This is a genomic window from Streptomyces sp. NPDC051310, from assembly GCF_044455245.1.
Taxonomy (GTDB): Bacteria; Actinomycetota; Actinomycetes; order Streptomycetales; family Streptomycetaceae; genus Streptomyces.
This window is the reverse complement of record NZ_JBITEO010000004.1, coordinates 352,099-377,483: the sequence shown is the minus strand read 5'-3', so window position 1 is coordinate 377,483 and position 25,385 is coordinate 352,099. Positions and strand designations below refer to the sequence as shown.

The following is a 25,385-nucleotide window of genomic DNA, read 5'->3' as shown; positions in this document are numbered from 1 at the left end:
GCGACGACACGACTCGGGGGTGCGGCTCCTGGGTAGCCTCAGGTTGCTCCCGGCGCACGAGGGAGCGCTCCGCGCAACGCGATCCGGTCGGGGGTACGCCGTGTCAGGGCTTTGGGGGCGTGCGGCGCGAAGAGGCCGCACGGCGGTGGGAGGGGAGCGATGACCCGTGACCAGCCGGACGGCCGGCTCCCCGGGGACGCCCGGGGGGACGCGGAGGACGCCGAGGAGTCCACGGCTTCCCGGGGTGCCCCGGAGCGCGGCTCCCGGGGCGCGTCGGGCGCGATCCGATCGGTGGACCGGGCGGTGAGCGTGCTGGAGATCCTCGCGCGCCTCGGCGAGGCCGGCGTCACCGACATCGCCGAGGAGCTGGACGTACACAAGTCGACCGCGTTCCGGCTGCTCGGCGTGCTGGAGAACCGGGGCCTGGTCGCCCAGGCCCGGGACCGCGGCAAGTACTCCCTCGGGGCGGGCGTGCTGCGCCTGGCGGGGGCGGCGGCGGTCCGGCTGGACATCTCCCAGGAGGGCGGGCCGGTGTGCCGGGAGCTCGCCGACGAACTCGGCGAGACGGCCCACATCGCCGTGCTGGACGACGACGCCGCCGTCAGCGTCGTGCAGGCCCGCGGGCTCGCCTCGGTCGCCGCGCAGAACTGGCTGGGCCGGCGCACCCCGTTGCACGCCACGGCCGGCGGCAAGGTGCTGCTCGCCCACCTGCCGGCGACACTGCGCGAGGGCCTGCTGGCCCGGGCACTGCCGAGGTTCACCGCGCACACGGTCACCAGCGCCGGGAAGCTCCGCTCCGCCCTGCAGGCGGTGCGCGAGCAGGGGTTCGCCCTCTCCGTGGAGGAGCTGGAACCGGGGCTGCACGCGGTGGCCGCGGCGGTGCGCGGGCACGACGGGAGCGTCATCGGGGCGATCGGCGTGTCGGGGCCGGCGTACCGGCTGGAGCGGGACCGGCTGCCGGAGCTCGCCCGGCGTACGGCCGCGGCGGCCGGCGAGTTGTCCCGGCGGATGGGGTACGGGCTCTGAGCCGCCGGGACGGGCGGGACACGGCGGAGGCGAGAAGGCCGGCGGATGCCGAAGGACGCCGGCGGAAACCGAAGGGTGTCGGCAACCGGCGAATACCGGCGGCGTCGGCGCGACATGGTCTTCCACACGGACGCGGGCCGGGGAACGAACCCGGCCCCGCGCCCCCGTGTGTCCGGGTGGTGGCCGTCCCTCACCGGTTTTCGGTCGCGGGCCCGCCCCGGCGTCTGATTCCTCCTCTTGACGGTGGGTTGCCGCCGTTCTCAGTATGTTTCTCACCGCGCAACCCGTCGCGCACCGCGCAACCAGCACCGCGCCCAGCAGAGGAGTGCCGTCGTGTCCCATGAGGTCCGTGCCGTCGTCGCTGTGAAGAAGGGCGCACCCGTCGAGCTGCAGACGATCCTGGTACCCGACCCGGGACCGGGCGAGGTCCTCGTCTCCGTCCGGGCGTGCGGTGTGTGCCACACCGATCTGCACTACCGGGAAGGCGCCATCAACGACGAGTTCCCGTTCCTCCTCGGCCACGAAGCCGCGGGGTTCGTCGAGTCCGTCGGCGACGGCGTCACGGACCTCGCCCCCGGCGACTACGTCGTCCTCGCCTGGCGCGCCCCCTGCGGCGCGTGCAGGTCGTGCCGCCGCGGCCGGCCGTGGTACTGCTTCGACTCCCGCAACGCCCGGCAGCCGATGACCCTGCTGGACGGCACGCCCCTCTCCCCCGCCCTCGGTATCGGCGCCTTCGCCGAGAAGACCCTCGTCGCGGCCGGCCAGGCGGTGAAGATCGACCCGGCCGCCCGTCCCGAGGCCGCCGGGCTGATCGGCTGCGGCGTGATGGCCGGCTACGGCGCCGCCGTGAACACCGGCAACGTCGGCAGGGGCGACACCGTCGCCGTCATCGGCTGCGGAGGCGTCGGCGACGCCGCGATCGCGGGCGCCTCGCTCGCCGGGGCACGGCGTGTCATCGCCGTCGACATCGACGACCGGAAGCTCGCGACGGCGACCCGCTTCGGCGCCACGCACACCGTCAACGCGCGGGAGACCGACCCCGTGGAGGCGGTACGGGCGCTCACCGACGGCTTCGGGGTGGACGTCGCCATCGACGCGGTCGGCCGCCCCGAGACGTACGAGCAAGCCTTTTACATGCGCGACCACGCGGGCGTGCTGGTGCAGGTCGGCGTACCCGACCCGGACATGCGGATCGACCTGCCGCTGATCGACCTGTTCTCGCGCGGCGGCGCCCTGAAGTCGTCGTGGTACGGGGACTGCCTGCCCAGCCGGGACTTCCCCGTCCTCATCGACCAGTACCTCGGCGGCCGGCTGGACCTGGACGCCTTCGTCACCGAGACCATCGCACTGGACGAGGTGGAGGGTGCCTTCGCGAAGATGCACCGCGGCGAGGTCCTGCGTTCGGTGGTCGTGCTGTGAGCACGGTGCGGGCCCAACGGGTGGTCACCTCGGGCACGTTCAGCCTCGACGGGGAGACCTTCGACGTCGACAACAACGTGTGGCTCATCGGTGACGACGAAGAGGTGCTGGTCGTCGACGCCGCCCATGACGCCGCGGCCATCACGGCGGCCGTCGCGGGCCGCCGGGTCACCGCCGTCGTGTGCACCCACGGCCACGACGACCACATCGGCGCGGCGCCCGCCCTCGCGGCCGCCACCGGGGCGCCCGTCCTGCTGCACCCCGCGGACCGCGAGCTGTGGGACGCCATGCACCCCGGCCGGGCCCCCGACGGCGCGCTGGGAGACGGGCAGGAGCTCCTCGTCGCCGGCGCCGGGGTGCGGGTGCTGCACACGCCCGGCCATACCTGGGGCAGCTGCGCGCTCCACGTCCCGTTCCTGGACGCGGTGTTCACCGGGGACACGCTGTTCCACGGCGGCCCTGGGGCCACCGGCCGCTCGTACTCCGACCGGGACACCATCGTGGCGTCGATCCGCCGGCGGCTGCTGCCCCTGCCGGGTGCCACGGTCGTGCACACCGGCCACGGCCCCGACACGACGATCGCGGCGGAGCGGCCGCACGTACCGGACACCGTCTGACCTCGCGGACGTGATCCGGGAGTACCGCTGACGGGCCGGGCCCGGGCCGCGCCGGCCCGGGCCCGTCCGGCGTGGTGTCACGTCAGATGCGCTGCCAGAGGGCGGACACGGCCGCGGGGTGCCGGCCGGGCTGGGCCTGGTGCGCCTGGATGCAGCGGTAGGCGACCCCGTCGTACGTGACCCGGTGGCCGGGCGCGTACACCTTGCCGGTGGCCCAGGCGCCGCCCGCCTTGCCGACCTCGCCCGCGTCGCTCGCGGTGGTCTTCAGCGTCAGCCCGTACGCCTTGAGGATCGGGTTGATGGGCTGGTAGAAGGTGGTGCCGCCGGAGGTGCAGTTGCCGGAGCCGCCGGAGGTGACGCCCTGGGCCTGGCTGCCGGAGACGTACGCGCCGCCCGAGTCGCCCGGTTCGGCGCACACGGTGGTCCGGGTCATGCCGGTGACGGTGCCCTGCGGGTAGGTGACGCTGGTGTCGTGCTGCTCGACGGTCCCGCAGTGCCAGCCGGTGGTGGAGCCGGAGCGGCAGATGGACGCGCCGACGAGGGCCTCGGTGGAGCCGGTGACCTCGACGTTCTCCTCCCCCTCACCCTTGACGTACGGCGTGGCGGTCCAGTCGTCGTTGGTGGCGACCCACGCCATGTCCTGCCCGGGGAACTCGGCGGCCCTGAAGGTGCCCTGCGCCACCTTGTTGAAGCCGGTGGTGGTGTTGCCCTCCTTGCCGCAGTGCCCGGCGGTGGCGAAGCCCTGCTGGGTGCCCGCGAGGACGGAGAAGCCGACGGAGCAGCGGCTGATGGCGATGTAGAAGGCGTCGCCGCCGCGGATGTCGTGCGCGAGCGGGCGCGGCCGCTCGGCCGTCGTGCGGACGCGGACGAGCGGGCGGTCGAGGCCGGTGGCGGTGAGGAGCGCGTCGGCGGCGGCCTGCTCGGTGGCCTCCAGGGTGACGGTGTTCGTCCGGACGTCGACGTACCGGACCGGCGCGTCGAGGGTCTTCGTGGTGGTGGCGGCCTTGTCCAGCTTCGCCTTGGCGGCCTCGAGTTCGGCGAGCCCGTACCGTACGACCTCGGCCTGCGCGCCGCCCGCCTTGATGGCGGGGACGTCGGCGGCGTCGGTCGTGGCGACGGTGAGCGTGGCGGAGGTGGTGCCGCGCAGCCAGGCGCCGGCGAAGCGGGTGCCGAGCGAGGCGCGCAGGCGTCCGGCGATCGCTCCGGCCTCGGCCTCGTTGATCAGGCGCTGCGCGGCCTGTTCCCGGGTGAGGCCCAGGTCGCGCTGCATCGCACGGAGCACCTCGGCGGACGGCTTGTCGGCGCCGAGCTCCGCGGCGGCCGACGGCCCGGTGGGCGGCGCGGGTGATGCGGCCGCGGCGGGCAGCCCGGTCAGCACGAGCGCGCCGACGGCGGCCAGGGCGGCGGTGCACGCGGCTGTGGCGTGTCTGTGGAGCATCAGGTGTCACCTCGGTTTCGGTGGGGGGTGGGCAAGGCCCGAACCGTAGGTGTTGCCGAAAGCGCTCCGGGAAATGTCGGCTTGTCTTCTTATTAGGCGTTACGGGAGATGCGGGGCCCGCCATGCGGCGTAACTGCCGGTCAGCGGCGCCTACGGCGTCGTCCGCGCGGGTGCGGGGGGGCGCGGCCCGGGCCGCGAGGGCGTACACGGTGCCGCTCGCGGCGGCGCCGAGGAGGGCCGCCGAGACGCCGAAGGCGGGGCGGAAGGAGAACCACAGGACACCGCCGGCGGCGAGGCCCACGACGGCGCCGCGCCAGTCCCACGACCAGGCCCAGCGGGCCGGGTGGAGCGTGACGAGCCTGCTGGACAGCGCGCCGACGACACCGCCGGCGAAACCGTAGGCGAGCCCGTTGGCGGTCGTGGTCAACAGCCAGCCCGGCGCCTCGGTGGCCAGCCCCGGCGTGGCGCCCTCGGCGATCCCGGTGTCAGCCCGGCGGCGAGCCCGCGGCCGATACCGCCCGCGACTCCCCCGGCCGGCCCGCCGACGATCGCCGCGGGCGGACCGGTGAGCCATCGGCCCCGGCCCCGGCCAGGTCCGCGGGCCCGGCGGCCCGCCCGCCGGGTCCTGGCCACAGGCCGTCCGGACCGGGGCGGAGACCGCCCGGGCCGGGGGCAGGACCGTCCGGGCCGGAGGGCAGGCCGTCCGCCGTCGCGAGGAGTTCCGGCCAGGCTTCGCCGAGGTCCGCGTCGGCGGCCCGCCAGGACACCGCGAGCGGGTACGGATCGTTCATCCGGGGCATGCGGACTTCGGTGTCCCACTGGTTGCGTACCGCCAGGGCGAGCTGGTCGGCGATCTCCGCGGGGCCGGGCGGGACGGCCGCGCCGGCCCGCTCCGCGCGGAAGGCGGCCCACGACAGCCACAGCCCGGCCAGGGACGGCAGCAGTGACACCGCCGTCCCGGCCGGGCGCAGATCGAAGCGGTAGCTGATCCACAGGGCTCCGGCGATGCCCCCGATCGCCAGCGCGAAGAAGACGACCCCGTAGCGCCCCCGCGCACGGCTCCTCATGCGGGGATTGCCCGGGGGGCGGGCCCGGGCGGAGCGGCGAACCGCCCGTACCCCTCGCACGAGTGATCAGACGTCCGCTCGGGGGGTCAGGGGGTGGTCAGTTCGTAGAACCCCCGGCCGAAGGTGGCGGCCACGAGCCGGTGGTGGTCCGGGTCGTACTCGATGTCGTCGACCGGGACCTGGGGCATGCCGCGCCCGAGCCGCAGCCAGTGGCCCCGGCCGGAGGGGCTGGTGAACACCCCCTGGTCGGTGGCGAGGTGCAGCATGCCGCCCCGGGCCACGACCAGGTCGTTGACGGGTGCGGCGGGCAGGTTCCCGGAGATGTTCCGCCAGTGCCTGCCGCCGTCGGAGCTGGCGTACACATGCGGCAGGGGGGAGCCCGCCCGGTAGCCGGAGTGGGTGGTCCAGACCCGGTCGGGGTCGGCGGGGTCGACGACCACCCGGGTCACCCACGGTCGTCCTTCGGCCAGCTTGGTCCACGTCCCGCCCAGATCGCGGGTCACCCACACGCGGCCGTCGTCGGTCCCCGCGTAGACGGTGCGTCCGTCACCGGCCGGGGCGATGGAGGTGATGGTGCCGTAGTTGGGGTAAGCGGGGTCGGCTCCCGGCCCTCCGGACAGATCCGGGCTGATGGCCTGCCAGGTCGCACCGCCGTCCGTAGAACGGTTGAGCACCTCGGCGCCGTAGTACAGGATGTGCGGGTCGCGCGGGTCGAAAACAACCGGGGTGAACCAGTTGCGCCGCTTGAAGGTGGTCCGGTCGGCGAAGTAGGTGAGCGTGTCGCCGCCGTCGGTCGAGCGGAAACAATTGCCGTACTGGTAGCAGGCGATGACGTTGTCGGCATCGGCCGGGTCGATGAGGTTCTCCTCGCCGTCGCCGCCGAGGTACTCGTTGAAGCCGTCACCGCCCCAGGAGCGCAGCGAGCCGTTGTCCTGGGCGCCGCCGGAGATCCGGGTGACGTCCTGCGGAGTGATGGCGGCGCTGTAGAGCTGGGTGTACGGCTCGTGGCGGGCCTTCACCCAGCCGCCGTCACCGCGGCTGTCGGAGCGGTACACACCGCCGTCGTTGCCGAGGTAGACGCGGCCGGGCCGGCGCGGGTCCCACACCATGGCGTGGTGGTCGACGTGCAGGCTGGTGTCGTCCCCCGTCCAGGTGGCGCCGCCGTCCTTCGTCGTCATCAGCGCGACGCCGGCCACGTGGACGTGCCGGACGTCCTGCGGATCGATCCACACCTTGCCGAACCACCAGCCGAAGCTCGACTGCGACGCGGCGAGCGCCGGGTGGTCCGGGGTACGGGTCCAGCGGTCGCCGGCGTCGTCGGAGACGTAGAAGCCCTCGAAGGGGCCGCCGGCCTTGGTGACGATCGCGTAGAGCCGGTCGCCCGCGACGGCGAGCCCGATCCGGCCCACGTCGGGTCCTTCGGCGGGCAGGCCACCGCCCAGCCGCTGCCAGGTCCGGCCGTCGTCCGTACTGCGGAAGACACCCGAGCCGACTCCCCCGTAGGTCCGAAGGTCGGGGCGGCGGCGGTGGTCCCACAGCACGGCGTACAGCCGGTCGCCGTCCACGACGATCTCGGTGGCCCCGGTGAAGTCGTTGGCCCCGGCGAGGATGCGCCGCCAGGTCTCCCCGCCGTCGTCCGAGCGGTAGACACCCCGGTCGCCCCCGCCGTTGTACAAGGACCCGGCGGCGGCGACGAAGACGCGGCGGGGGTCGGCCGGGTCCACGGTGATGGCGCTGATCGCGCCCGAGTCGCGCAGGCCGATGAACCGCCAGTGCGCCCCGCCGTCGGTGCTGCGGTACAGGCCCGTCCCCTCGTAGGTGATGCTGCCGCCACCGGGGTTGGGCTCCCCGGTGCCGGCGTACAGCGTGCCGTCGGGGGCGGTGGCGACCGCGCCCATGGACTGCGTCCACCCGTCGGGCCACACCGACCGGAACGTCTGCCCGGCGTCGGTGCTGCGCCACAGCCCGCCGCTCGCCGCCGCGGCGTACACGGTGTCGGCGCGCACGGGGTCGAGCGCGAGGGAGACGATGCGCCCGCCGATGTTCGTCGGCCCGAGCGGCTTCCAGCGCCCTCCGACCGCCGGGAGCCGGCGTGCCTGCTGGGCGGCGAGGTCGTGGGCGTGGCGCGGAATCGACTGCCCGGGCAGGGTTTTCTGGAGGTAGCGGTACTCCGCGGGCGCGGACGGCCCGCGCACCGGCCGGTACGCGTCCGGCGGCCCGGGCGGCGCGGCGGTCGCGGGCGGCGGCGCGGCGGTGACGGGTGGCGGCGCGGCGGTCGCGGGGGCCGTGAGGACCGCGGCACCGGCGGCCGCGGCGAGGACGAGCGACAGCAGGCGTCTGCGCATGAACAGCCTCTCGATAGCCATGTTCACTTCAAGCCGCGACGACGCTACGAGATGCGGTGGGCGAGCAACAGTGCGCGAGTCGGCCGTTGTGGCGCGCGGGAGCGGGCGGTCAGCCGGCGGTGCGGGCGAGGAGGCGGGCGAGCGGTGCGGGGGTCCGCGCCAGGTCCAGGCGGTGCACGAGCAGGTGTGCGTATCGGGACTTGCGGCCGCTGTGGGTGCCCATGAAGCGGTGCAGTTGCTGCTCGACGGTCCGCTCCTGCTGGGCCGGCTGCTGCCGGAACGTACGGAACGCGCGCCCTTCGTCCTCGGCTTCGATGACCGCCTGGACGGCGTCGGCGCCCAGGGCGCGTATCAGCTCGTCCTCCAGATCGGCGACGCAGACGTGGAATCCGCGGCGCTCCAGAACGGCGTGGGACGGCTCCGCGGGGGAACCGGCGGGCGCGCCGGTGGCGGCGGTACGGGTTTCCGCGGCGCCGCCGCCGACGTCGCCGGTGTCGCTGCCGGAGACCGGGCCGAGCCCGGCCTGCTCCAGCCCGCGCAGGACGTGGTGGTGTTCGGCGGCGTCGTACAGGCCGGCCACGCCGAGGCCCAGCCCCTGGGGTCCGAGGATCCGCAGGTGCCGTCCGACGTTGGTCACGCCGCCCATCGGCACCACCGGGGAGCCCTCCGCGTCGAGGTCCCGCCCGTGCCGCGCGGCCAGGGCTTCGAGCGCGGCCTGGTCACTGCGCCCCTCGACCAGCACGACCGTCCGCACGCCCAGGCGCTCCGCCCGGTCCCGGCACTCCGCGACGGCCGCCGGGTCCGCCTGCCGCCCCGCCGCCCGCGCGACCGCCGTCCGGAAACGCCCCATGTCCTCCATCCGCCCGAGTCTGTCACCCGGCCCGGACCCGCGCCGGTGGTTTCCGGCGGGGCGGGCGGACCCGGCCTGCGGCCGGTTCTCAGCCGCGCGGCTCCAGCACCGCGGTTGCCGGGCCGTCGGGCCGGACGGTGATACCGAAGGCGGCGCCGGCGGGGAGGGATCGGAAGCGCGGGGTGTGAGCGGGCAGCAGCTGTTCGAGGAGGACGGTCGACTCCCGGAGGGCGAACTGCAGGCCCAGGCAGGCCCGGGGCCCGATGCCGAACGGGAGGTAGCTCCCGGGATGGGCGGGGCGCCGTCCGGGCGTGGTGAAGCGCTGCGGGTCGAACCGTCCGGGGTCCGCCCAGAGCGCGGGGTCGCGGTGCGTGAGGTACGGGCAGACCAGCACGTCGGTACCGGCCTCGATCGCGTATCCGGCGAGGACGTCGTCCTGTGCCGCGCAGCGCGGCAGGATCCAGGCGGACGGGTAGAAGCGCAGCGTTTCGTGGACGAGCGCCTGGACGGCCTGCCGCCGCCCGGGGGAGCCCTCGGCCCCGGCGGCCAGGGTCTGCTCCCGGGCCTCCGGGTTCCGCTCCAGCAGGAGGTGGAGCCAGGTCAGGGTGGTGGCGGTGGTCTCGTGTCCGGCGACCAGCAGGGTGACGAGCTCGTCGCGGATCAGCCGGTCGGTGCACTCGGGGCGGGTACCGGCGGCCTCGATCAGGACGTGGAGCAGGCCCGGGCCGTCGGGTCCGGCCTCGCCCGCGCGGGCGGCGTCGATGGCGCGGCCCGCCACGGCGTCGATGCGCGCCAGCTCGGCCGCGACGGCCCCCTGAGCGGTGACGCCGTCGGCGGGCAGGCGGGGCAGCGCGGCCACCACGGCGGGCACGGCGGCCAGTTCCCGTTCCGTTCCGGCGTCGAGGGGGTGCCCGGTGAGGGAGCGCCAGATGGTGTCCAGGGCGAAGCGGCGCATCTCCTCGCCGACGTCGACGACCTCCCCGGTGCGGGCGTACGCGGTCCAGCGCGCGGCGGTCGTGCGGGCGGCGTCGGCGATCCGCTGCTCGTAGCGGCGCATGCCCCGGCCGGTGAACTGCGCCTGCAGCTGCCGTCGTTGCCGCTGCCACGCCTCGCCCGTCGCGGCAAGCACCCCGTCACCGATCAGCAGCCGGGCGCGGTGCGAGCGCTTCACGTACCGGTCGGGATGGAGCGCCAGTACGTGCTGGACGGCCTCGGGGCCGGTGACCACGACGGTCGGGCGCGTACCGAGCCGGAACCCGGCGACGCCGCCGAGCCGTTCGTGCGCCTGGGTGAGGAGGTCGACGATCTCCCCTCCCCCGGCCTGCCACTGCTCGACGGCTGCGGGATCCAGCTCGGGGACCGGACGGCCTGCGGGGGACGGGTTCGGCGGGGAGTCCGGTCGGGCGGGAATGGCCACGGGTCTGCTCCTGTCCGGCAGCGGTACGTCGTCACGTGCCCCACGGGCGCGGGCATCACGGACTGTAAGGGAACGGACGCGGCGGGCGACAGCCCGCCGGCTCGGGGGCTCCGCGCGTCCGGGCGCGTGATCCGCGTGGTCACCCAGTGACGCGGCCGGCACCTCGGCCCCCGGCCGGTCGCGGAAACGACCAAGAGGTCGTTTCGGATGACTCCGAAACGACCTCTTGATTCCGACTTTCACAAGTCGGGACGACAGGATTTGAACCTGCGACCCCTTGACCCCCAGTCAAGTGCGCTACCAAGCTGCGCCACGTCCCGAGGCCCGTCTGACCTGGGGTTTCCCCCGGCCCGGCGTGCATGAGAACAATACCGCACTCCGGCCGGTGATCACGAACCGCTTTCCCGGCCGGCCCCGCACCGCCTCCGGTCGCGCCCCGGGTGACCGCGATCGGTGACGGCGCGAGCACGCTGCGAGAACCGGAGCGATCATGGGCTTTCTGCGGCAGCGGCCCCGCGCGGCCGCGTCACTCCCCCGACGGCCGGGCCGTCTCGGGGTGCGCGTCGAGGAGCTTGCGCGGCGCGGCCTGCCGCCAGGAGTCGACGAGGATGGAACGCAGCTCCTCCTCGTCGTCGAGCGCGGCGAGCCGGACGCGCAGCCAGGCGTAGGCGTCGTCGTGACCCGCCCGGAGGAAGAACTTGTCGGGCTCGGCGGCGATGAGCTCCTCCCGTTCCTCCTGCGGGCACTTGACGCCCATCACCCGGTCGTCCTCGTCCAGGGAGGCGAAGATCCTGCCGCCCGGGCCGCCCGCGCGGAAGGTGGGCATCCCCCACGACAGCTTCTCGGCCGCCCCGGGCAGCGAGAGCGCGATCCTGCGTACGTCGTCGGCTGTGGCCATACGACGACCGTACGACTCGCCACCGGCACGAGCACCCGGCCCGGCACCCGAACCGGACCCGGAACCGGCACGGAATCGGCTCGGCACCGGTATCCGGATCGGTCAGGATCCGAGAAGCGGGGGCCGCACGCCCGCACCTAGCCTGAGCGGCATGGACATCACCATTCACACGACCTTCCTCCCGCACGTCGACCCGGACGCCTCGCTGGCCTTCTACCGCGACGTCCTCGGTTTCGAGGTCCGCAGCGACGTCGGGCAGGGTGCGATGCGCTGGATCACCGTCGGCCCCGCCGGGCAGCCCGGCACGTCGATCCTGCTGGCGCCGCCCGCCGCCGACCCCGGCGTCACCGAGGACGAGCGCCGCACCATCCGGGAGATGATGGCCAAGGGCACCTACGGCTGGATCCTGCTGGCCACCCGGGACCTCGACGCCACGTTCGCGCGGGTGCAGGCCGGCGACGCCGAGGTCGTCCAGGAGCCGACCGAGCAGCCGTACGGCATCCGCGACTGCGCCTTCCGTGACCCCGCGGGCAACCTCGTCCGCATCCAGGAGCTCCGCTGAACCGTCGGGCCGGCCGCGCACGCGTCAAGGGTCACCTCGCCGCCGCGGTGCGCCTTCTGCTCACGGACACCGACGAAGGGAACCCCCCATGTGTCACCCGGCGTGGCGGCAGGCACGCATCGCGGCGCTGCGTACGGACGGCCTCGCACTGCTGCGCCGCGTCCGCGACCGGATCGACCGGGAGCACGCGCTGCCGCTGGACGTCGAGGCGCTCGCCCGCGGCGCCGGCATGCCGCCCGGGCACCTCAGCCGCGCGTTCCGGATGGCGTACGGCACATCGCCCTACGCGTACCTGATGAGGCGTCGTGTCGAGCGGGCGGCGGCACTGCTGCGACAGGGCGGCCTCGGCGTGGCCGAGGTCCGCTCAGCGGTCGGCTGCCCGTCGCCGGGCGTCTTCGACGCGCGCTTCACCGAGCTGGTCGGCATGTCGCCCGGCGCCTACCGGCGCCATGCGGCGGGCGCTGCGGAAGGGAGGCCCGTGCGGCGGCCGGCGTGAAGGCCGCCGCACCGCCGCGCGGAACGCCGTCCGCACCCCGCCCGTACCGCCCATAACCGTCCTGTACCACCCGAAACCGGCCCGTACCGCCGACGCGCCCCGCACCCCCGGCGAGCGGTACGGGCCGGCGCACGGGAAGAGGGCGTGCGCCTGTCAGAGCGCTGCGGAGCTCCGCGGCCGCACCGTGCGCCGGTTTGCGCCCCTGTGCGCCGCGCCCCGGCACCACGACGGAGTACCGCTCCGGCACGCCTGCCCGTGAGGACCCGCCACCCGTTCCCGCACGGCACGGATCCGGCCGATCTCCGTGCCGAATCGATCCATCCGTCCCGCACCTCTGTGGCGGCCGTGACGCCATGGGCGGGATATCCGGCCTTCGGAGCCGTCTGCCCACGAAACCCTTTGCCTTTGGCATGTGGCAGGAGGAAGCGCGGGGGGAATGGACCTCGGATAGGACCGGACAGGCCCCCATCACGCGCAGCACAGCACCGACCTCACGTCAACCACATCTGTTTCGGCCAACGGTGAGACGAACGCCCGAAGGGTTCGGAGACGATCGGCACCAAGAGGTGGTCGGCCTGTTCGGGACCGGGATCACTACCGATGCACCACCTGCTCGCACACCCGCACGAGCAGGCGTTTCGCAGAGGAGGCCTCGCTTTGGACGGGTACTTCGCCAGTGGACTGCACCATCGATTGAGGGCGCGTGTACGGCATTTCGCGGAGAGCCGGGTCCGGCCGCTGATACCCGCCATGGAGGCGGCCCGGTCGGTACACCACGAGCTGTCGCGGCTCATCGCCCGGCAGGGGTGGCTCGGCGCGACGATCAGCAAGGAGTACGGCGGATTGGGGGTCGGCCATCTCGGCAAGACGATCATCATCGAGGAGTTGTCCCGGGTCAGCGGTGCCATGGGCGCCATGGTGCAGGCATCGCAGCTGGGTGCGGCCAAGATCGTGCACTTCGGCAGCGACGAGCAGAAGAAGACCTGGCTGCCTGCCATCGCGGCGGGCGCATGCCTGCCGACCATCGCGGTGACCGAGCCCGAGTCCGGAGGCCATGTGCTGGGCATGACCGCCACGGCCGTCCGCGACGGTGACGATTACCTGCTCAACGGCCGCAAGGTCTTCGTGGGGAACAGCCATGTCGGCGACCTGCACGGTGTCGTCGCGCGCACCGGCCCGGGATCGAAGGGGCTGACGGCCTTCCTCGTCGAGTCCTGGCGGCCGGGTTTCCGCGTCGGCGACCAGCAGCCCACGATGGGTCTGCACGGATTCGGTTTCGGTGAGCTGTTCTTCGACAACTGCCGCGTCCCGGCGTCGAACAGGCTCGGTGAGGAGGGGGACGGGCTCGCCGTCGCCTACTCCTCCAGTGTCCTGTACGGGCGGGCCAACCTCACCGCCGTCTCGCTCGGCATCCACCGGGCGATCCTGGAGGAGACGACCCGGTTCTGCGAAGAGCGCCACCGTTACGGCCGGCCACTGCACGCACTGCCGTCCGTCAAGCTGAAGCTCGGGCAGATCCAGTCCCGGCTGATGACCGCACGGCTGGCCGCGTACCACGCCGTGCACCTGCTCGACCAGGGCATCCCCTGCGACGCGGAGTTGATGAACGCCAAGCTCGTCAATGTGGAGTCGGCGCTGGACTCCGCTCGCAACGCCATGGAGATCCACGCCGCCGCCGGGCTGTTCACCGACCGCCCCATCGAGCGGTTCCTGCGCGACGCGCACCACCTCTTCGCCCCGGCGGGCACGTCGGACATCCAGCTGCTGCGCCTCGCCGAAGTCGCCCTGGGCACGGCGAAGGGCGAGTGGTCGGAGCAGCTCGCCGATGTCCTGCGGATGGAACCGGCGCTGTAACGGCTCGCCCCGGGCCCGGGGGGGGGGGGGGGGGGGGGGGGGGGGGGGGGGGGGGGGGGGGGGGGGGGGGGGGGGGGGGGGGGCGGGGGGGCCGCCGCGCCGCCCCGGGCCCGCGCCCGCCCCCGCCCCCCCCCCCCCCCCCCCCCCCCCCCCCCCCCCCCCCCGGCCCCGCCCCCCCCCCCCCCCCCCCCCCCCCCCCCCCCCCCCCCCGCCGCTCATCCGCGCCCGGCGGACACGAACGTCACCTCGGCGGCGTGCGCCGGGATCTCGACCTCGTCGCCCAGCGACCACTCCGCGACCCGCGACACCATGACGGCCGGCACCGCGTCGCTGACGCCGGGCCGGGCGGGGATGTCGTACGTGGCGTGGGCGTCGTGCGGCAGCACCACCCGGTGGCCGCGCGCGAGCGCGGTGCGGGCGGTCGCCGCGACGCACATCTCCGACATCACCCCGCAGACCGCCACGGCCCCTACCCCGGCGCCGTCCAGCAGCGCGCCGAGCGCAGTGCCGTCGAAACCGTCGTCCTCGGTCTTGCGCACCACGGCCTCCCGTCCGTGCTCCTCGACCGGCAGGAACAGCTCCCAGCCGGGGGTGCCCGGCTCGTCGGCCGCGCCCGGCGGCCCGTCGTTCTGCAGGTGCACCACGAGCGCGCCGCCCGACCGCGCCCGCGCGAGCAGGTCCCGGATGTGCCGCAGGAGCCGGGCGGCATCCGGTACGGCCTCGGCGCCGGAGACGAACGCCCGCTGGAGATCGACGAGAAGCAGCGCCTGCACAGGAGCCAGGTGATCGGTCATGTGCGTGATGATCGGACGGCCGGCACCGGAGCCGCCATCCGATATCGGCCCGCTAGGCGTCGCGCTTCCTCAGCACCGCGTACCCGCCGGCCAGCGCCGCCGCCACCCACAGCAGCATGATGCCCATCCCGCCCCACGGGCTGTACGGCGCCGGATCGCTGCCCAGCGCGCCCGGCACCACCTGCATGATCGTGGAGCCCGCCTGGTCGGGGAAGTACTCCGCCACCTCCTTCGCCTTCGGCACGGCCGACAGGATCTGCGAGACGAGGAAGAAGAACGGCACCAGGATGCCGAGCGACAGCACCGTCGAACGCAGCATCGCCGCCACGCCCATCGAGAACACGGCCATCAGCCCCATGTAGAGGCCCCCGCCGACGACCGCGCGCAGCACATTCTCCTCGCCGATGCCCGTGCGGTGCTCGCCCAGCAGCGCCTGGCCGGCGAAGAAGGACAGGAAGCTGGTCAGCAGGCCCACGACCAGCGCCAGCACCCCCGCGACGGCGATCTTGCCGAAGAGGAAGGTGGCCCGCTGGGGTACCGCCGCCAGCGACGTACGGATCATCCCGGTGCTGTACTCCGTGCCGACCACCAGGACGCCGAACACCACCATCGCCAGCTGGCCCAGCAGCATGCCGGAGAAGCTGACGACGGTCGGGTCGAAGGTGGCCCGCTCGACGGGCGGCATCTCGTCGAAGGTCTCCCGCACGAGCGCGGACAGCGCCGCCCCCATCGCCACCGTGACGATCAGGGCGCTGGCCAGCGTCCACACCGTCGACGGGACCGTACGGATCTTGGTCCATTCGGAGCGCAGGACCGCGGGGACCGCTGCCATCGGCTCAGACCTCCTTCGGGGCCCACTGCGGGGCGTTCGCGGAGTGCGCGTGGTACTCGACCGCCGCCGCCGTCATCTGCATGAACGCCTCCTCCAGCGACGCCCGCTGGGCGCTCAGCTCGTGCAGCGTGACCCCGTGCCGGGCCGCCAGCTCGCCGACCTCCTCGGTCGTCGTGCCGTCGATCTCCAGCACCCCGCCCTCCACCTCGACCGCCGTCAGGCCGCCCCGGCGCAGCGCGTCGAGCAGTTCCTCGCGCTGCGGTGTGCGCAGCCGTACATAACTGCGGGAGTTCTGCCGGATGAATTCCGCCATGGAGGTGTCGGCGAGCAGCCTGCCCTGCCCGATCACGATCAAGTGGTCCGCCGTCAGTGCCATTTCGCTCATGAGATGGCTGGATACGAAGATCGTCCGGCCCTCCGCGGCCAGCGCCTTCATCAGATTGCGGATCCAGTGAATTCCCTCGGGGTCCAGACCATTGACGGGTTCGTCGAAGAGGAGAACCTGCGGGTCACCCAGCAGGGCGGCGGCGATTCCCAGGCGCTGCCCCATGCCCATCGAGAAACCTTTCGGTTTCTTCCGGGCGACGGCGGTCAGCCCGACGAGATCGAGGACTTCCGCGACCCGCTGCTGCGGAATGCGGTTGGACTGCGCCAGACAGAGCAGGTTGTTGTACGCGCTGCGCCCCCCGTGCATCGCCCGGGACTCCAGCAGCCCGCCGATGTACTTCAGCGGCTCGTCGAGGTCCCGGTACCGCTTGCCGTCGATCCGGACCGTCCCGCCGGTCGGGTGGTCCAGGCCGAGCATCATCCGCATGGTGGTCGACTTGCCGGCTCCGTTCGGGCCCAGGAAGCCCGTCACCACCCCGGGGCGGACACGGAAACTGAGACGGTCGACCGCCGTCTTCGTACCGAACCGTTTCGTCAGCCCCTCGAGCTCGATCATCCGTCCACGCTACGAGCCCGGGAAGCGGGCCGCCACCGGAATGACACGCCCCTCTTCCCTTCGTGGGAACCGGCCGGCCGGCGACGTGCCGAGGGCCCCGCAGGGCCCACGCGAACCGCGCCGCGAGGCGTGTTCGTCGTGGGTCCCGCAGGGCCCTCGGTGAAACCGGCGGTACTGCGCTGCGGCCTCAGCGGGCCTGCTGGGCCGGGACGCCGCGGGAGACGGGCTCGTCGTCCACGGGGGAACCCGCCGCGGCCACCGCCGCGCCGGTCAGCGTGGCCAGCATCTCGCGGACGTTGGTCAGCTGGGCGTTGATGGAGTCGCGACGGTTCGTCAGCGCCGCCAGCTCGCGCTCCGATTCGCTGCGGATACGGTCCGCCTTGGCGTTCGCGTCGGCCACGATGTCCTCGGCCTGGCGCTGCGCGGTCTCCACCGTCTGGCGGGCGCGGCGCTCCGCGTCCGTGCGCAGCTTCTCCGCCTCCAGGCGCAGCTGCTCCGCCCGGTGCTCGATCTCGGCGAGACGCTTCTCCGCCTTCGCCTGACGGGCGGCCAGGTCCCGCTCCGACTGCTCGCGCCGCTTGGCGAGGTTCGTCTCGAAGTCGGCGGCGGCCTGCGCGGCCTTCGCACGGGTCTCCTCGAAGAGCGCGTCAGCCTCCTCACGCTTCGACTGGGCGTCCTTCTGGGCCTCGGCGCGCAGCGTGTTCGCCTCGGACTGCGCCTTCTCGACGATCCGTACGCCCTCGTCCTCCGCCTTCGCCTTGCGCTCGGCGGCGAACGACTCCGCGTCGTTGCGCACCTGCTGGGCCGCCGACTCGGCGAGCTCGCGGTGCTGCTCGGCGGCGCGACGAGCCTCCTCGCGCAGGTCCTTCGCCTCCTCCTCGGCCAGACGGAGGATCTTCTCGACACGGGCACCGAGACCGGCGTACGACGGCTCGGCGTCGCTGACCTGGGCCTGGGCGTTCTGCGTCTCGAGGTGGAGCTCCTCGATGCGCTTTTCCAGAGAGGTGATTCGGGCCAGAGCACTGTCACGGTCGGCGACGAGCTTGGTAATGCGGTCGTCCACCTGACCGCGGTCGTAACCACGCCGCACGAGCTCGAAGCCGAAGGGGGAGGAAGTGTCGCTCATGGGGTTCCTGTCGAATGAGACCGGTGAGGTGTTAGGGGGAATCCTAGGGGCCAAAGCGGCGTGTCTTCGAGCGGATGCCCGTTCAAACTACAGAATGTCCAGCCTTTTGAGTGGCTTAACCGTCGGATGACTTGCTACTCGAACGGGTAACCCCGGCCGTCGCACCCGCCTTGACTCCGCTGTCCTTCGTACCCCCTGACGGAGCTTCGAACGACTCCAGCGCCTCCAATACGTCCTGAACGCGCGAAATCTCCGCCTGAATGTCCTCGCGCCGGCGCGCCAGGACCTCCACCTCCCGCGTGCCGTCGGAGATCATCTTCTCCGCCTCGCGCTCCGCGTCCGCCTTGATCTTTTCGGCCTGGCGGGTGAGCTCGGCCTTCTTCTGCTCGGCCTCCTTGAGCAGCGCTTCCGCCTTCTTCACCGCGGAGATACGGACCTTCGCGGCCTCCGAATTGGCATCCGACAGCAGCTCCTTCGCCTTGGCCTCCGCCTCGGCGCGCTGCTCGGTGGCGGCCTTCACCAGCTTGTCCACCCGTTCGCCGGCGGACTTCATCTGTTCGGCCGCCTCGCGACGCGCCCGTTCGTGGAGCTCCTCGATCTCCGCCTCGGTCCGCGTACGGAGATCCTCCATCCGCTCCCTTATGGCGGTCGCGTCCCCGCGCGCCTCGACCAGCAGGTCGTCCGCGTCCGTCCGGGCCTTCTCCACGAGGGTGTTGCCCTCGACGGTCGCCTCCGCGACGATCCGCTCGGCCTCCTTGCGGGCCGCGCCGACCATCGTGTCGGCCTGCGCCTCCGCCTCGGCGGTCGCCCGCAGCGCCTCCTCCTGCGCCTTCGCGATGAGCTGGTCGGCCTGCTCGGCCGCGTCCGCGCGGCGCCTGGCCGCCGCCTCGCGCGCCTCGTCGACCATCCGGTCCGCCTCGGCCCGCGCCTCGCTGCGCATCCGCTCGGCGGCCGCCTCCGTCTCCGTCCGGTGCCGCTCGGCCTCCGCCCGCATCCGTTCGGCAGCCTGCTGCGCGGAGCCCACGGTCTCGCTCGCCTCGGCCCGCAGCCGCTCGGCCTCGTCCGCCGCCTCGCTCCGCAGCCGCTCCGCCTCGCTCGTCGCCTCCGCCAGCAGCCGCTCCACCCGCTCGGCCGCCTCGGTGCCGATCCGCTCGGCCTCGCCGGTGGCCTCCGCGATGAGCTGGTCCGCCTGCTCGGCGGCATCGGCGCGCCGCTTGTCCGCGGCCTTGCGCGCCTCGTCCAGCACCTGCTCGCCGTCCGCGCGGGCGGCGGCGCGCAACCGCTCGGCCTGCGCCTCGCCGTCGGCCTTGACCTGCTCGGCCTCGCCGCGCAGCCGGACCGCGTCCTGCTCCGCGCTCGCCAGCAGCTCGGCGGCCTCGGCCGTGATGCGCTCGGCCTCGCTCGTCGCCTCGCCGACCAGCCGGTCCGCCTGCGTGGCGGCCTCCGAACGGATGCGGTTGGCGTCCTCGCGGGCCTCCGCCCGCGTCCGCGACGCGTCCTGCTCCGCCGACGCCACCGCGTCGGACGCCTCCGTACGCATCCGCTGGGCGTACTCCGCGCTGTCCGACCTCAGCCGCTCGGACTCGGCGAGGGCGTCCGCCATCGTCCGCTCGGCGAGCGCCTTCGCGGCGTCCGCCTCCTCCTGCGCCCGGGTGCGCACCCGGGCCGCGTCCTCCGCGGCCCGCTCCCGCTCCGCGTACGCGTCGGCGCGGACCCGGTCCGCCTCCTCCTGCGCCTCCGTGCGCGTGCGCTCCGCGGCGTGCTCGGCGGCCGACCGCAGCCCGGCGATCTCCTCCTCGGCCTGCTCCTGGAGCCCGGCCACCGACTCCCGCACCTGCTGCGCCGTCTGCTCGGCCGCCGCGACCATCTCGGTGGCGCGCCGGTCCGCCTCCTCGACCAGCCGCTGGGCCTCGGTCTGCGCCTCCTCGACGCGCTTGCGCGCCGACGCCAGCAGCTCCTCGCTCTGCTCGCGGGCCCGCTGCCGCTCCTGGTCGGCCTCGCCGCGCGCGGCGCCGAGGATCTCCTCCGCCTCGCGCCGGCGCCGGTTGGCCTCCTCCTGCGCGGCCGCCAGCTCCTCGGCGGCCTCGGCCGTGACCCGCTCGGCCGCGGCCTGGGCCTCCGCCCGCACCCGGTCGGCCGACTCCTGCGCCTCGCTGCGGAGCCGCTCGGCCTCCGTGGCGGCCTCGGTGCGGAGCCGTACCGCGTTCTCCTCCGCCTCGGCACGGGTCACCGACGCGTCGGACGCCGCCTCGGTGCGCAGCCGTTCGGCCTCCTGCTCGGCCTGCGCCTGGAGGGTACGGATGCGTTCGGCGGCCTCGGTGCGCTGCCGCTCGGTCTCCTCCGCCGCCTCGCGGCGGATCCGCTCGCCCTCCGCCCGCGCGTCGGCCAGCGCCTGCTCGGCGGTCGTGAGGCGGGCCTCCGCCTCCGAGTGCAGCCGGGCCAGCTCCTCGGCGGCCTCCGCCTGCCGGGCCGCGATGCCCCGCTCGGCGTCCTCGCGCAGCGCGGCGGCGGCCTGCTCGGCCGCGGCCTTCACCGACTCGGCCTGCTCCTCGGCCTCGGTCCGCAGCTGCTCGGCCTCCGCGCGGGTGCGCTCCAGCGTCTCCTCGGCCTGCTTGCGCAGCCCGGTCGCCCGCTCGATCGCCTCCGTGCGCACCCGCTCGCTCTCGGCGGTCGCCGCCGTGCGCAGCTCGTCCGCGTCCGCCTTCGCCTTGGTCAGCAGCTCCTCGGCGGTCCTGGCCGCCTCCTCGATCTGCTGGAGGGCCTCGCGCCGCGCCTCGCCGCGGATGCGCTCGCCCTCGGCGATCGCCTCGGCACGCAGCTGCTCGGCCTCGCCGCGCAGCCGGCGCGCCTCCTCCTGGAGCTCGACCGTCTTGGCGCGGTACTCCTTGGTGTCGTCCTTGGCCGCGCCCTTGAGCTCCTCGGCCGTGTCGTGCGCCTCGGCCCGCAGCCGGTCCGCCTCGGCCTCCGCCTCGCGGCGGATCCGCTCGGCCTCCTCGGTGGCCTTGCGGGTGGTCTCCCGGGCGTCCTCCGACGCCTTGGTCAGGACCTCCTCGGCGGTACGGGCCGCCTTGGCGAGCTGCGCCGCGGAATCCTCGGCCGCCTTCGTACGGGCCTTCTCCGAAGCCTCCGCGACGAGCTTCTCCGCCACCTCGCGGGCGTCGGCGAGCGCCTGCTCGGCCTCCGCCTTGGCGGCCTCGGCCTCCTTGGTGGCCTCCCCGACCAGCCGCGCGATCTCCGCCTTGGCCGTACGGGTGCGCTGCTCGGTCTCCGACTCGGCGGTCGACAGCCGCTTGGCCGCCGCCTCCCGCGCCTCCGCGACGACCTTGTCGGCCTCCGCGCGGGCCTCGCGCAGCCTTTCGTCCGCCTCCTGGAGCCGCTGCTCGGCGGCCCGGCTCAGCTCGGTGGCCTGCTGGCGCGCCTGCTCCGACTCGGCGGTGGTGGCGCTGCGCAGCTGCTCGGCGTGGCTGGTGGCCTCCGCGGCCTGCGTCGACGCGGCGGTCAGCAGCCGCTCGGCGTCCTTGCGGGCGCGCAGCAGGATCGCCTCGGCCTCCGCGCGGGCCGTCTCGGTCTGGGCGCTGAGCCGCTGGCGGGCCTCCTCCGCGAGCCGGGTGGCCTCCGCGCGGGCGGCGGCCAGTGCCTGCTCGGCCTCCGCGCGGGACTCCTCCATCAGGCGGCGGGCCTGCGCCTCGGTGCGGGCCCGCAGCTGCTCCGCCCACGCCACGTTCTCGTTGACGTGCGCCTCGACGGTCCGGCGGCGCTCGGCCAGCTCCTGGTCGAGCTGCTGGCGGCGCTGCACCGCCTCCGCGTGCAACTCGGCCTGCAGCCGGGCCTGGTGCTCGGCGTGCTCCTGGAGGATCCGCTGCGTCTGGGCGCGGGCCTCGCGCAGCTCGCGCTCGGCGTCCGACCGCAGCTGCTCGGCCTGGATCTGGGCGTTGCGCAGCAGCTGTTCGGCCTGGTAGCCGATGTCCGCGCTGTCGTACGCGGGCCGGGTCGCGATGGTGCGGCGCGCCTCGTGGAGCTTGGCGCGCAAGACCTCGACCTGGTAACCGAGGTCCTCGGCGTGCTGGACGGCCTTCTCCCGCTCGGTCTTCAGCCGGTCCATCTCGGCTTCGAACCGCGAAAGGTGGTCGTCAGCCCGGTGGCTCTCCTGGCGTTCGTAGCCCCGCACTGCGCGGTCCCATCCGTCCCCTGGTCGCAACTCTCTTGTACGAGCACCGTTCGCCGGGCGAACGGCCCCCCGGGGAATGGTGTCAGATCCAACGCCGGGGACGCGGCGCGGCCCCGGTCCGTCCCCGGCCCGGAGCCGCCCACTCTACCGGGCCAGGAATCCGGAGGTCAGTGCTCCGCTGAGGACGGGTCAGCGGACGTCACCAGTTCCGTGAGGACCCCGTGGCAGTCCTTCGGGTGCAGGAAGGTGATCCGCGACCCCATGGAGCCGATGCGGGGCTCCTCGTACAGCACGCGCACCCCCTTCTCCCGGATGGCCGCGGCGTCCCCGTCCACGTCCGCCGTGCCGAACGCGATGTGGTGGACGCCCTCGCCGTTCTTGGCCAGCCACTTCCCGACCGCGGAGTCCTCGCGGGTGGGCTCCAGCAGCTGGAGGTAGGAGGCGCCGCCGTCGGACGTCTCATTGATCTTGAGCATGGCCTCGCGCACGCCCTGCTCTTCGTTGACCTCGGTGTGGAAGACCTCGAACCCGTACGTGGCACGGTAGAACTCGACGGTCTTGTCGAGGTCGAAACAGGCGATCCCGATGTGGTCGATTCGCGTCAGCATGGGAACAGTGCAGCGCCGAAGGTGGTGGTTACGCAACGTGCGCGCGATCACACCGGCTGGCCGGTGACCCGGGCCAGTACCGCTCAGTACATTGGCAGTAAACCCTCGTTCACTCCTCAGCCCCAGGCTGGAAGGGGATCGTGCCTCATGTCTGGAACGACCGGTACCACCTCAGTCATCGTCGCGGGCGCACGCACGCCCATGGGCCGGCTGCTCGGCTCGCTGAAGTCCTTCTCGGGCGCCGACCTGGGCGGCTTCGCCATCAAGGCCGCCCTCGACCGGGCCGGCATCGGCGGTGACCAGGTGCAGTACGTGATCATGGGCCAGGTGCTGCAGGCCGGCGCCGGGCAGATCCCCGCCCGTCAGGCCGCCGTCAAGGCCGGCATCCCGATGAACGTCCCGGCGCTCACCGTCAACAAGGTCTGCCTCTCCGGGCTCGACGCCATCGCGCTCGCGGACCAGCTGATCCGCGCGGGCGAGTTCGACGTGATCGTCGCCGGCGGCCAGGAGTCCATGACGAACGCGCCGCACGCGCTGCCGAAGTCCCGCGAGGGCTTCAAGTACGGCGCCATCGAGATGCTCGACACCATGGCGCACGACGGCCTCACCGACCCGTTCGAGGGCATCGCCATGGGCGAGTCCACCGAGAAGCGCAACACCCACCTCGGCATCGCCCGCGCGGAGCAGGACGAGATCGCCGCGCTGTCCCACCAGCGCGCCGCCGCCGCGCAGAAGAACGGCATCTTCGAGGCCGAGATCACCCCGGTCGAGATCCCGCAGCGCAAGGGCGACCCCGTCATCTGCGCCAAGGACGAGGGCATCCGGGCGGACACCACGGTCGAGTCCCTGAGCAAGCTGCGCCCCGCCTTCGCCAAGGACGGCACCATCACGGCCGGCACGGCCTCGCAGATCTCCGACGGTGCCGCGGCCGTCGTCGTGATGAGCAAGGCCAAGGCCGAGGAGCTCGGTCTGGACTGGATCGCCGAGATCGGCGCCCACGGCAACGTGGCCGGACCGGACAACTCGCTGCACTCGCAGCCGTCCAACGCGATCGTCCACGCCCTGAAGAAGGAGGGCCTGGACGTCTCCGACCTCGACCTGATCGAAATCAACGAGGCGTTCGCGGCGGTCGCCGTACAGTCAATGAAGGATCTCGGCGTGACCCCCGAAAAGGTGAACGTCAACGGTGGCGCCATCGCCCTCGGGCACCCGATCGGCATGTCGGGCGCCCGGCTCGTCCTCCACCTGGCCCTGGAGCTCAAGCGGCGCGGCGGCGGAGTCGGCGCGGCGGCGCTGTGCGGCGGCGGCGGCCAGGGTGACGCGCTGATCCTCCGCGTCCCCGGCAACGGCAAGTAAACCGGCCTGACGGCCCGGCCCGTAAGGAGCTCTGTACGTGATGGTGGACGTCCCCGCACTGGTCGCCCAGGCACGGGAGGGCCGGCCGCGGGCCGTGGCCCGGCTGATCTCGCTCGTGGAGGGTGCGTCCCCGCAGCTCCGTGAGGTGATGGCGGCGCTCGCGCCGCTGACGGGCGGGGCGTACGTCGTCGGCCTGACCGGCTCGCCCGGTGTCGGCAAGTCGACGTCGACGTCGGCCCTGGTCACCGCGTACCGGCGGGCCGGCAAGAGGGTCGGCGTCCTGGCCGTCGACCCGTCCTCGCCCTTCAGCGGGGGCGCGCTGCTCGGCGACCGCGTCCGGATGTCGGAGCACGCCTCCGACCCGGGCGTCTACATCCGCTCCATGGCCACCCGCGGCCACCTGGGCGGCCTCGCCTGGGCCGCGCCGCAGGCGATCCGGGTCCTGGACGCGGCCGGCTGCGACGTGGTCCTGGTCGAGACGGTCGGCGTCGGGCAGTCGGAGGTCGAGATCGCCTCCCAGGCGGACACGTCCGTGGTGCTGCTCGCGCCCGGCATGGGCGACGGCATCCAGGCGGCCAAGGCGGGCATCCTGGAGATCGGCGACGTGTACGTCGTCAACAAGGCCGACCGCGACGGCGCCGACGCCACGGCGCGCGAGCTCAACCACATGCTGGGCCTCGGCGAGGCCCGCGGGCCGGGCGACTGGCGGCCGCCGATCGTCAAGACGGTGGCGGCGCGCGCCGAGGGCGTCGACGAGGTCGTCGAGGCGCTGGAGAAGCACCGCGCCTGGATGGAGGAGCGGGGCGTCCTGGCGGAGCGCCGCCGGGCGCGGGCCGCGCGCGAGGTCGAGACCATCGCGGTCACGGCTCTGCGTGAACGCATCGGCGACCTCCACGGCGACCGCCGCCTCGGCACCCTCGCGGAGCGCATCGTCTCGGGCACGCTGGACCCGTACGCGGCGGCGGACGAACTGGTGGCGGGCCTGACGGGTCAGTAGGACCCGTCTTCCGGCTCCCCGCCGGACCCGTCCGGCGGGGAGCCGGGACGGACTGTGCAGCCGGTTCCCGGGCGGTCGCCCCCGCGCCGGGTGCCGCCCGGCGCGGGCTGCCGGCGGCACCGGCCACCCGGGGCAGGAGGCGTCAGTCCTCGTCGGAGCCGGCGTCGGCGTCCGCGTCCCGCTCGTCGTCCTGCTCCTTGTCCTGGACCGCCTTCGCGGCCTTCGCGGTCTTCGCGTCGACCGTCCAGTCCTGGACCGTGCCGTCCTTCGTCAGCAGCTCGACGTCCCACGCCTTCGCGCCGTCGTCGTCCAGCTCCAGCGAGGTCACCGTGCCGTGGCCCGCGACGGCCCGCAGCGCCTCGGCGGCCGTGACCCCGGTGCCCCGGACGGCGTCCCGCGCCTCCTCGGCGTCGGAGGAGGCGTCCGCGGCGTCGTCGCGGTCGTCGGACTGCGCCACCGCGTGGTGCGGCTGCGACGGGGCCTCGTCGGCCGCGGCGAACGCCGCCGCCGTGCCGCCGGTGGCCAGGGCCGCCGCGGTGACCGTCGCGATGATGAGGTTGCGCTTCATGGGA

General features: G+C 73.9%; 21 protein-coding genes and 1 tRNA gene. 8 read left to right on the top strand and 14 right to left on the bottom strand.

Annotation, left to right across the window (positions count from 1 at the left end):
• Positions 1-159: 159 nt before the first annotated feature.
• The 3 genes from ACIA79_RS08745 (at position 160) to ACIA79_RS08735 (ending at position 3,062) form a co-directional block, all read left to right on the top strand.
• Complete coding sequence (locus ACIA79_RS08745; RefSeq protein ID WP_399427422.1) at positions 160-1,026, top strand: IclR family transcriptional regulator; 867 nt, start codon at positions 160-162, stop codon at positions 1,024-1,026.
• Between the two features lie 333 nt (positions 1,027-1,359).
• Entirely contained in the window at positions 1,360-2,445 is a 1,086-nt protein-coding gene (locus ACIA79_RS08740; protein ID WP_399427421.1) for an S-(hydroxymethyl)mycothiol dehydrogenase, read from the top strand.
• Positions 2,442-3,062, top strand: a complete 621-nt coding sequence (locus ACIA79_RS08735) for an MBL fold metallo-hydrolase (RefSeq protein WP_399427420.1) — start codon at positions 2,442-2,444, stop codon at positions 3,060-3,062. Before ACIA79_RS08740 ends, ACIA79_RS08735 begins: the two co-directional genes overlap by 4 nt.
• Positions 3,063-3,144: 82 nt before the next feature.
• Here the strand turns inward: ACIA79_RS08735 and ACIA79_RS08730 are convergent, their stop codons facing one another.
• From ACIA79_RS08730 to ACIA79_RS08700, 7 genes are all read right to left on the bottom strand, one after another.
• Complete coding sequence (locus ACIA79_RS08730; protein WP_399427419.1) at positions 3,145-4,500, bottom strand: trypsin-like serine protease; 1,356 nt, start codon at positions 4,498-4,500, stop codon at positions 3,145-3,147.
• A 485-nt stretch (positions 4,501-4,985) separates the two neighbouring features.
• Positions 4,986-5,567, bottom strand: a complete 582-nt coding sequence (locus ACIA79_RS08725) for a hypothetical protein (RefSeq protein WP_399427418.1) — start codon at positions 5,565-5,567, stop codon at positions 4,986-4,988.
• A gap of 86 nt (positions 5,568-5,653) precedes the next feature.
• A complete protein-coding gene (locus ACIA79_RS08720) occupies positions 5,654-7,933 on the bottom strand; it encodes a WD40/YVTN/BNR-like repeat-containing protein (protein ID WP_399427417.1) in 2,280 nt (759 codons plus the stop codon).
• 88 nt (positions 7,934-8,021) lie between these two features.
• Positions 8,022-8,771, bottom strand: coding sequence for a TOPRIM nucleotidyl transferase/hydrolase domain-containing protein (locus ACIA79_RS08715; RefSeq protein WP_399427416.1), 750 nt, complete (start codon positions 8,769-8,771; stop codon positions 8,022-8,024).
• Positions 8,772-8,850: 79 nt separating this feature from the next.
• Entirely contained in the window at positions 8,851-10,179 is a 1,329-nt protein-coding gene (locus tag ACIA79_RS08710; protein WP_399427415.1) for a cytochrome P450, read from the bottom strand.
• A gap of 246 nt (positions 10,180-10,425) precedes the next feature.
• Positions 10,426-10,499: transfer RNA gene (locus ACIA79_RS08705), tRNA-Pro, on the bottom strand.
• A gap of 206 nt (positions 10,500-10,705) precedes the next feature.
• Positions 10,706-11,077: an MmcQ/YjbR family DNA-binding protein gene (locus ACIA79_RS08700; protein WP_399427414.1), complete on the bottom strand. Its 372-nt coding sequence runs from the start codon at positions 11,075-11,077 to the stop codon at positions 10,706-10,708.
• A 151-nt stretch (positions 11,078-11,228) separates the two neighbouring features.
• Here ACIA79_RS08700 and ACIA79_RS08695 point away from each other — a divergent pair, with 151 nt between their 5' ends.
• The 3 genes from ACIA79_RS08695 (at position 11,229) to ACIA79_RS08685 (ending at position 13,989) form a co-directional block, all read left to right on the top strand.
• On the top strand, positions 11,229-11,639 hold the full coding sequence (locus ACIA79_RS08695) for a VOC family protein (protein WP_399427413.1): 411 nt from the start codon (positions 11,229-11,231) through the stop codon (positions 11,637-11,639).
• 88 nt (positions 11,640-11,727) lie between these two features.
• Positions 11,728-12,135, top strand: a complete 408-nt coding sequence (locus tag ACIA79_RS08690) for a helix-turn-helix transcriptional regulator (RefSeq protein ID WP_399427412.1) — start codon at positions 11,728-11,730, stop codon at positions 12,133-12,135.
• 657 nt (positions 12,136-12,792) lie between these two features.
• A complete protein-coding gene (locus ACIA79_RS08685) occupies positions 12,793-13,989 on the top strand; it encodes an acyl-CoA dehydrogenase family protein (RefSeq protein WP_399427411.1) in 1,197 nt (398 codons plus the stop codon).
• A 215-nt stretch (positions 13,990-14,204) separates the two neighbouring features.
• On the opposite strand, the gene ACIA79_RS08680 is transcribed toward ACIA79_RS08685, so the two are convergent.
• The 6 genes from ACIA79_RS08680 to mce form a co-directional block, all read right to left on the bottom strand.
• A complete protein-coding gene (locus tag ACIA79_RS08680) occupies positions 14,205-14,783 on the bottom strand; it encodes an isochorismatase family protein (protein ID WP_399427410.1) in 579 nt (192 codons plus the stop codon).
• 52 nt (positions 14,784-14,835) lie between these two features.
• On the bottom strand, positions 14,836-15,615 hold the full coding sequence (locus ACIA79_RS08675) for an ABC transporter permease subunit (RefSeq protein WP_399427409.1): 780 nt from the start codon (positions 15,613-15,615) through the stop codon (positions 14,836-14,838).
• Between the two features lie 4 nt (positions 15,616-15,619).
• On the bottom strand, positions 15,620-16,558 hold the full coding sequence (locus ACIA79_RS08670; RefSeq protein ID WP_399427408.1) for an ABC transporter ATP-binding protein: 939 nt from the start codon (positions 16,556-16,558) through the stop codon (positions 15,620-15,622).
• 187 nt (positions 16,559-16,745) lie between these two features.
• Positions 16,746-17,684 (bottom strand): cellulose-binding protein, encoded by a 939-nt coding sequence (locus tag ACIA79_RS08665; protein ID WP_391813627.1) that lies wholly within the window; start codon positions 17,682-17,684, stop codon positions 16,746-16,748.
• Between the two features lie 115 nt (positions 17,685-17,799).
• The gene (scy, locus tag ACIA79_RS08660) at positions 17,800-21,852 is read right to left on the bottom strand and encodes a polarized growth protein Scy (RefSeq protein WP_399427407.1); all 4,053 of its coding nucleotides are present in this window, start codon (positions 21,850-21,852) and stop codon (positions 17,800-17,802) included.
• Positions 21,853-22,019: 167 nt separating this feature from the next.
• Positions 22,020-22,460, bottom strand: a complete 441-nt coding sequence (gene mce / locus ACIA79_RS08655) for a methylmalonyl-CoA epimerase (protein ID WP_399427406.1) — start codon at positions 22,458-22,460, stop codon at positions 22,020-22,022.
• Between the two features lie 147 nt (positions 22,461-22,607).
• Here mce and ACIA79_RS08650 point away from each other — a divergent pair, with 147 nt between their 5' ends.
• Both ACIA79_RS08650 and meaB read left to right on the top strand, forming a co-directional pair.
• On the top strand, positions 22,608-23,816 hold the full coding sequence (locus tag ACIA79_RS08650) for an acetyl-CoA C-acetyltransferase (protein ID WP_399427405.1): 1,209 nt from the start codon (positions 22,608-22,610) through the stop codon (positions 23,814-23,816).
• Between the two features lie 40 nt (positions 23,817-23,856).
• Positions 23,857-24,813 (top strand): methylmalonyl Co-A mutase-associated GTPase MeaB, encoded by a 957-nt coding sequence (meaB, locus tag ACIA79_RS08645; RefSeq protein WP_399427500.1) that lies wholly within the window; start codon positions 23,857-23,859, stop codon positions 24,811-24,813.
• A gap of 142 nt (positions 24,814-24,955) precedes the next feature.
• Here the strand turns inward: meaB and ACIA79_RS08640 are convergent, their stop codons facing one another.
• Positions 24,956-25,381 (bottom strand): PepSY domain-containing protein, encoded by a 426-nt coding sequence (locus ACIA79_RS08640; RefSeq protein WP_399427404.1) that lies wholly within the window; start codon positions 25,379-25,381, stop codon positions 24,956-24,958.
• Positions 25,382-25,385 lie beyond the last annotated feature (4 nt).

Coding starts and splice junctions, on each gene's coding strand:
- ACIA79_RS08745 (WP_399427422.1), top strand. CDS start 160: ATGACCCGTGACCAGCCGGACGGCCGGCTCCCCGGGGACGCCCGGGGG.
- ACIA79_RS08730 (WP_399427419.1), bottom strand. CDS start 4,500: ATGCTCCACAGACACGCCACAGCCGCGTGCACCGCCGCCCTGGCCGCC.
- ACIA79_RS08725 (WP_399427418.1), bottom strand. CDS start 5,567: ATGAGGAGCCGTGCGCGGGGGCGCTACGGGGTCGTCTTCTTCGCGCTG.
- ACIA79_RS08720 (WP_399427417.1), bottom strand. CDS start 7,933: ATGGCTATCGAGAGGCTGTTCATGCGCAGACGCCTGCTGTCGCTCGTC.
- ACIA79_RS08715 (WP_399427416.1), bottom strand. CDS start 8,771: ATGGAGGACATGGGGCGTTTCCGGACGGCGGTCGCGCGGGCGGCGGGG.
- ACIA79_RS08700 (WP_399427414.1), bottom strand. CDS start 11,077: ATGGCCACAGCCGACGACGTACGCAGGATCGCGCTCTCGCTGCCCGGG.
- ACIA79_RS08695 (WP_399427413.1), top strand. CDS start 11,229: ATGGACATCACCATTCACACGACCTTCCTCCCGCACGTCGACCCGGAC.
- ACIA79_RS08690 (WP_399427412.1), top strand. CDS start 11,728: ATGTGTCACCCGGCGTGGCGGCAGGCACGCATCGCGGCGCTGCGTACG.
- ACIA79_RS08680 (WP_399427410.1), bottom strand. CDS start 14,783: ATGACCGATCACCTGGCTCCTGTGCAGGCGCTGCTTCTCGTCGATCTC.
- ACIA79_RS08675 (WP_399427409.1), bottom strand. CDS start 15,615: ATGGCAGCGGTCCCCGCGGTCCTGCGCTCCGAATGGACCAAGATCCGT.
- ACIA79_RS08670 (WP_399427408.1), bottom strand. CDS start 16,558: ATGATCGAGCTCGAGGGGCTGACGAAACGGTTCGGTACGAAGACGGCG.
- ACIA79_RS08665 (WP_391813627.1), bottom strand. CDS start 17,684: ATGAGCGACACTTCCTCCCCCTTCGGCTTCGAGCTCGTGCGGCGTGGT.
- mce (WP_399427406.1), bottom strand. CDS start 22,460: ATGCTGACGCGAATCGACCACATCGGGATCGCCTGTTTCGACCTCGAC.
- ACIA79_RS08650 (WP_399427405.1), top strand. CDS start 22,608: ATGTCTGGAACGACCGGTACCACCTCAGTCATCGTCGCGGGCGCACGC.
- meaB (WP_399427500.1), top strand. CDS start 23,857: ATGGTGGACGTCCCCGCACTGGTCGCCCAGGCACGGGAGGGCCGGCCG.
- ACIA79_RS08640 (WP_399427404.1), bottom strand. CDS start 25,381: ATGAAGCGCAACCTCATCATCGCGACGGTCACCGCGGCGGCCCTGGCC.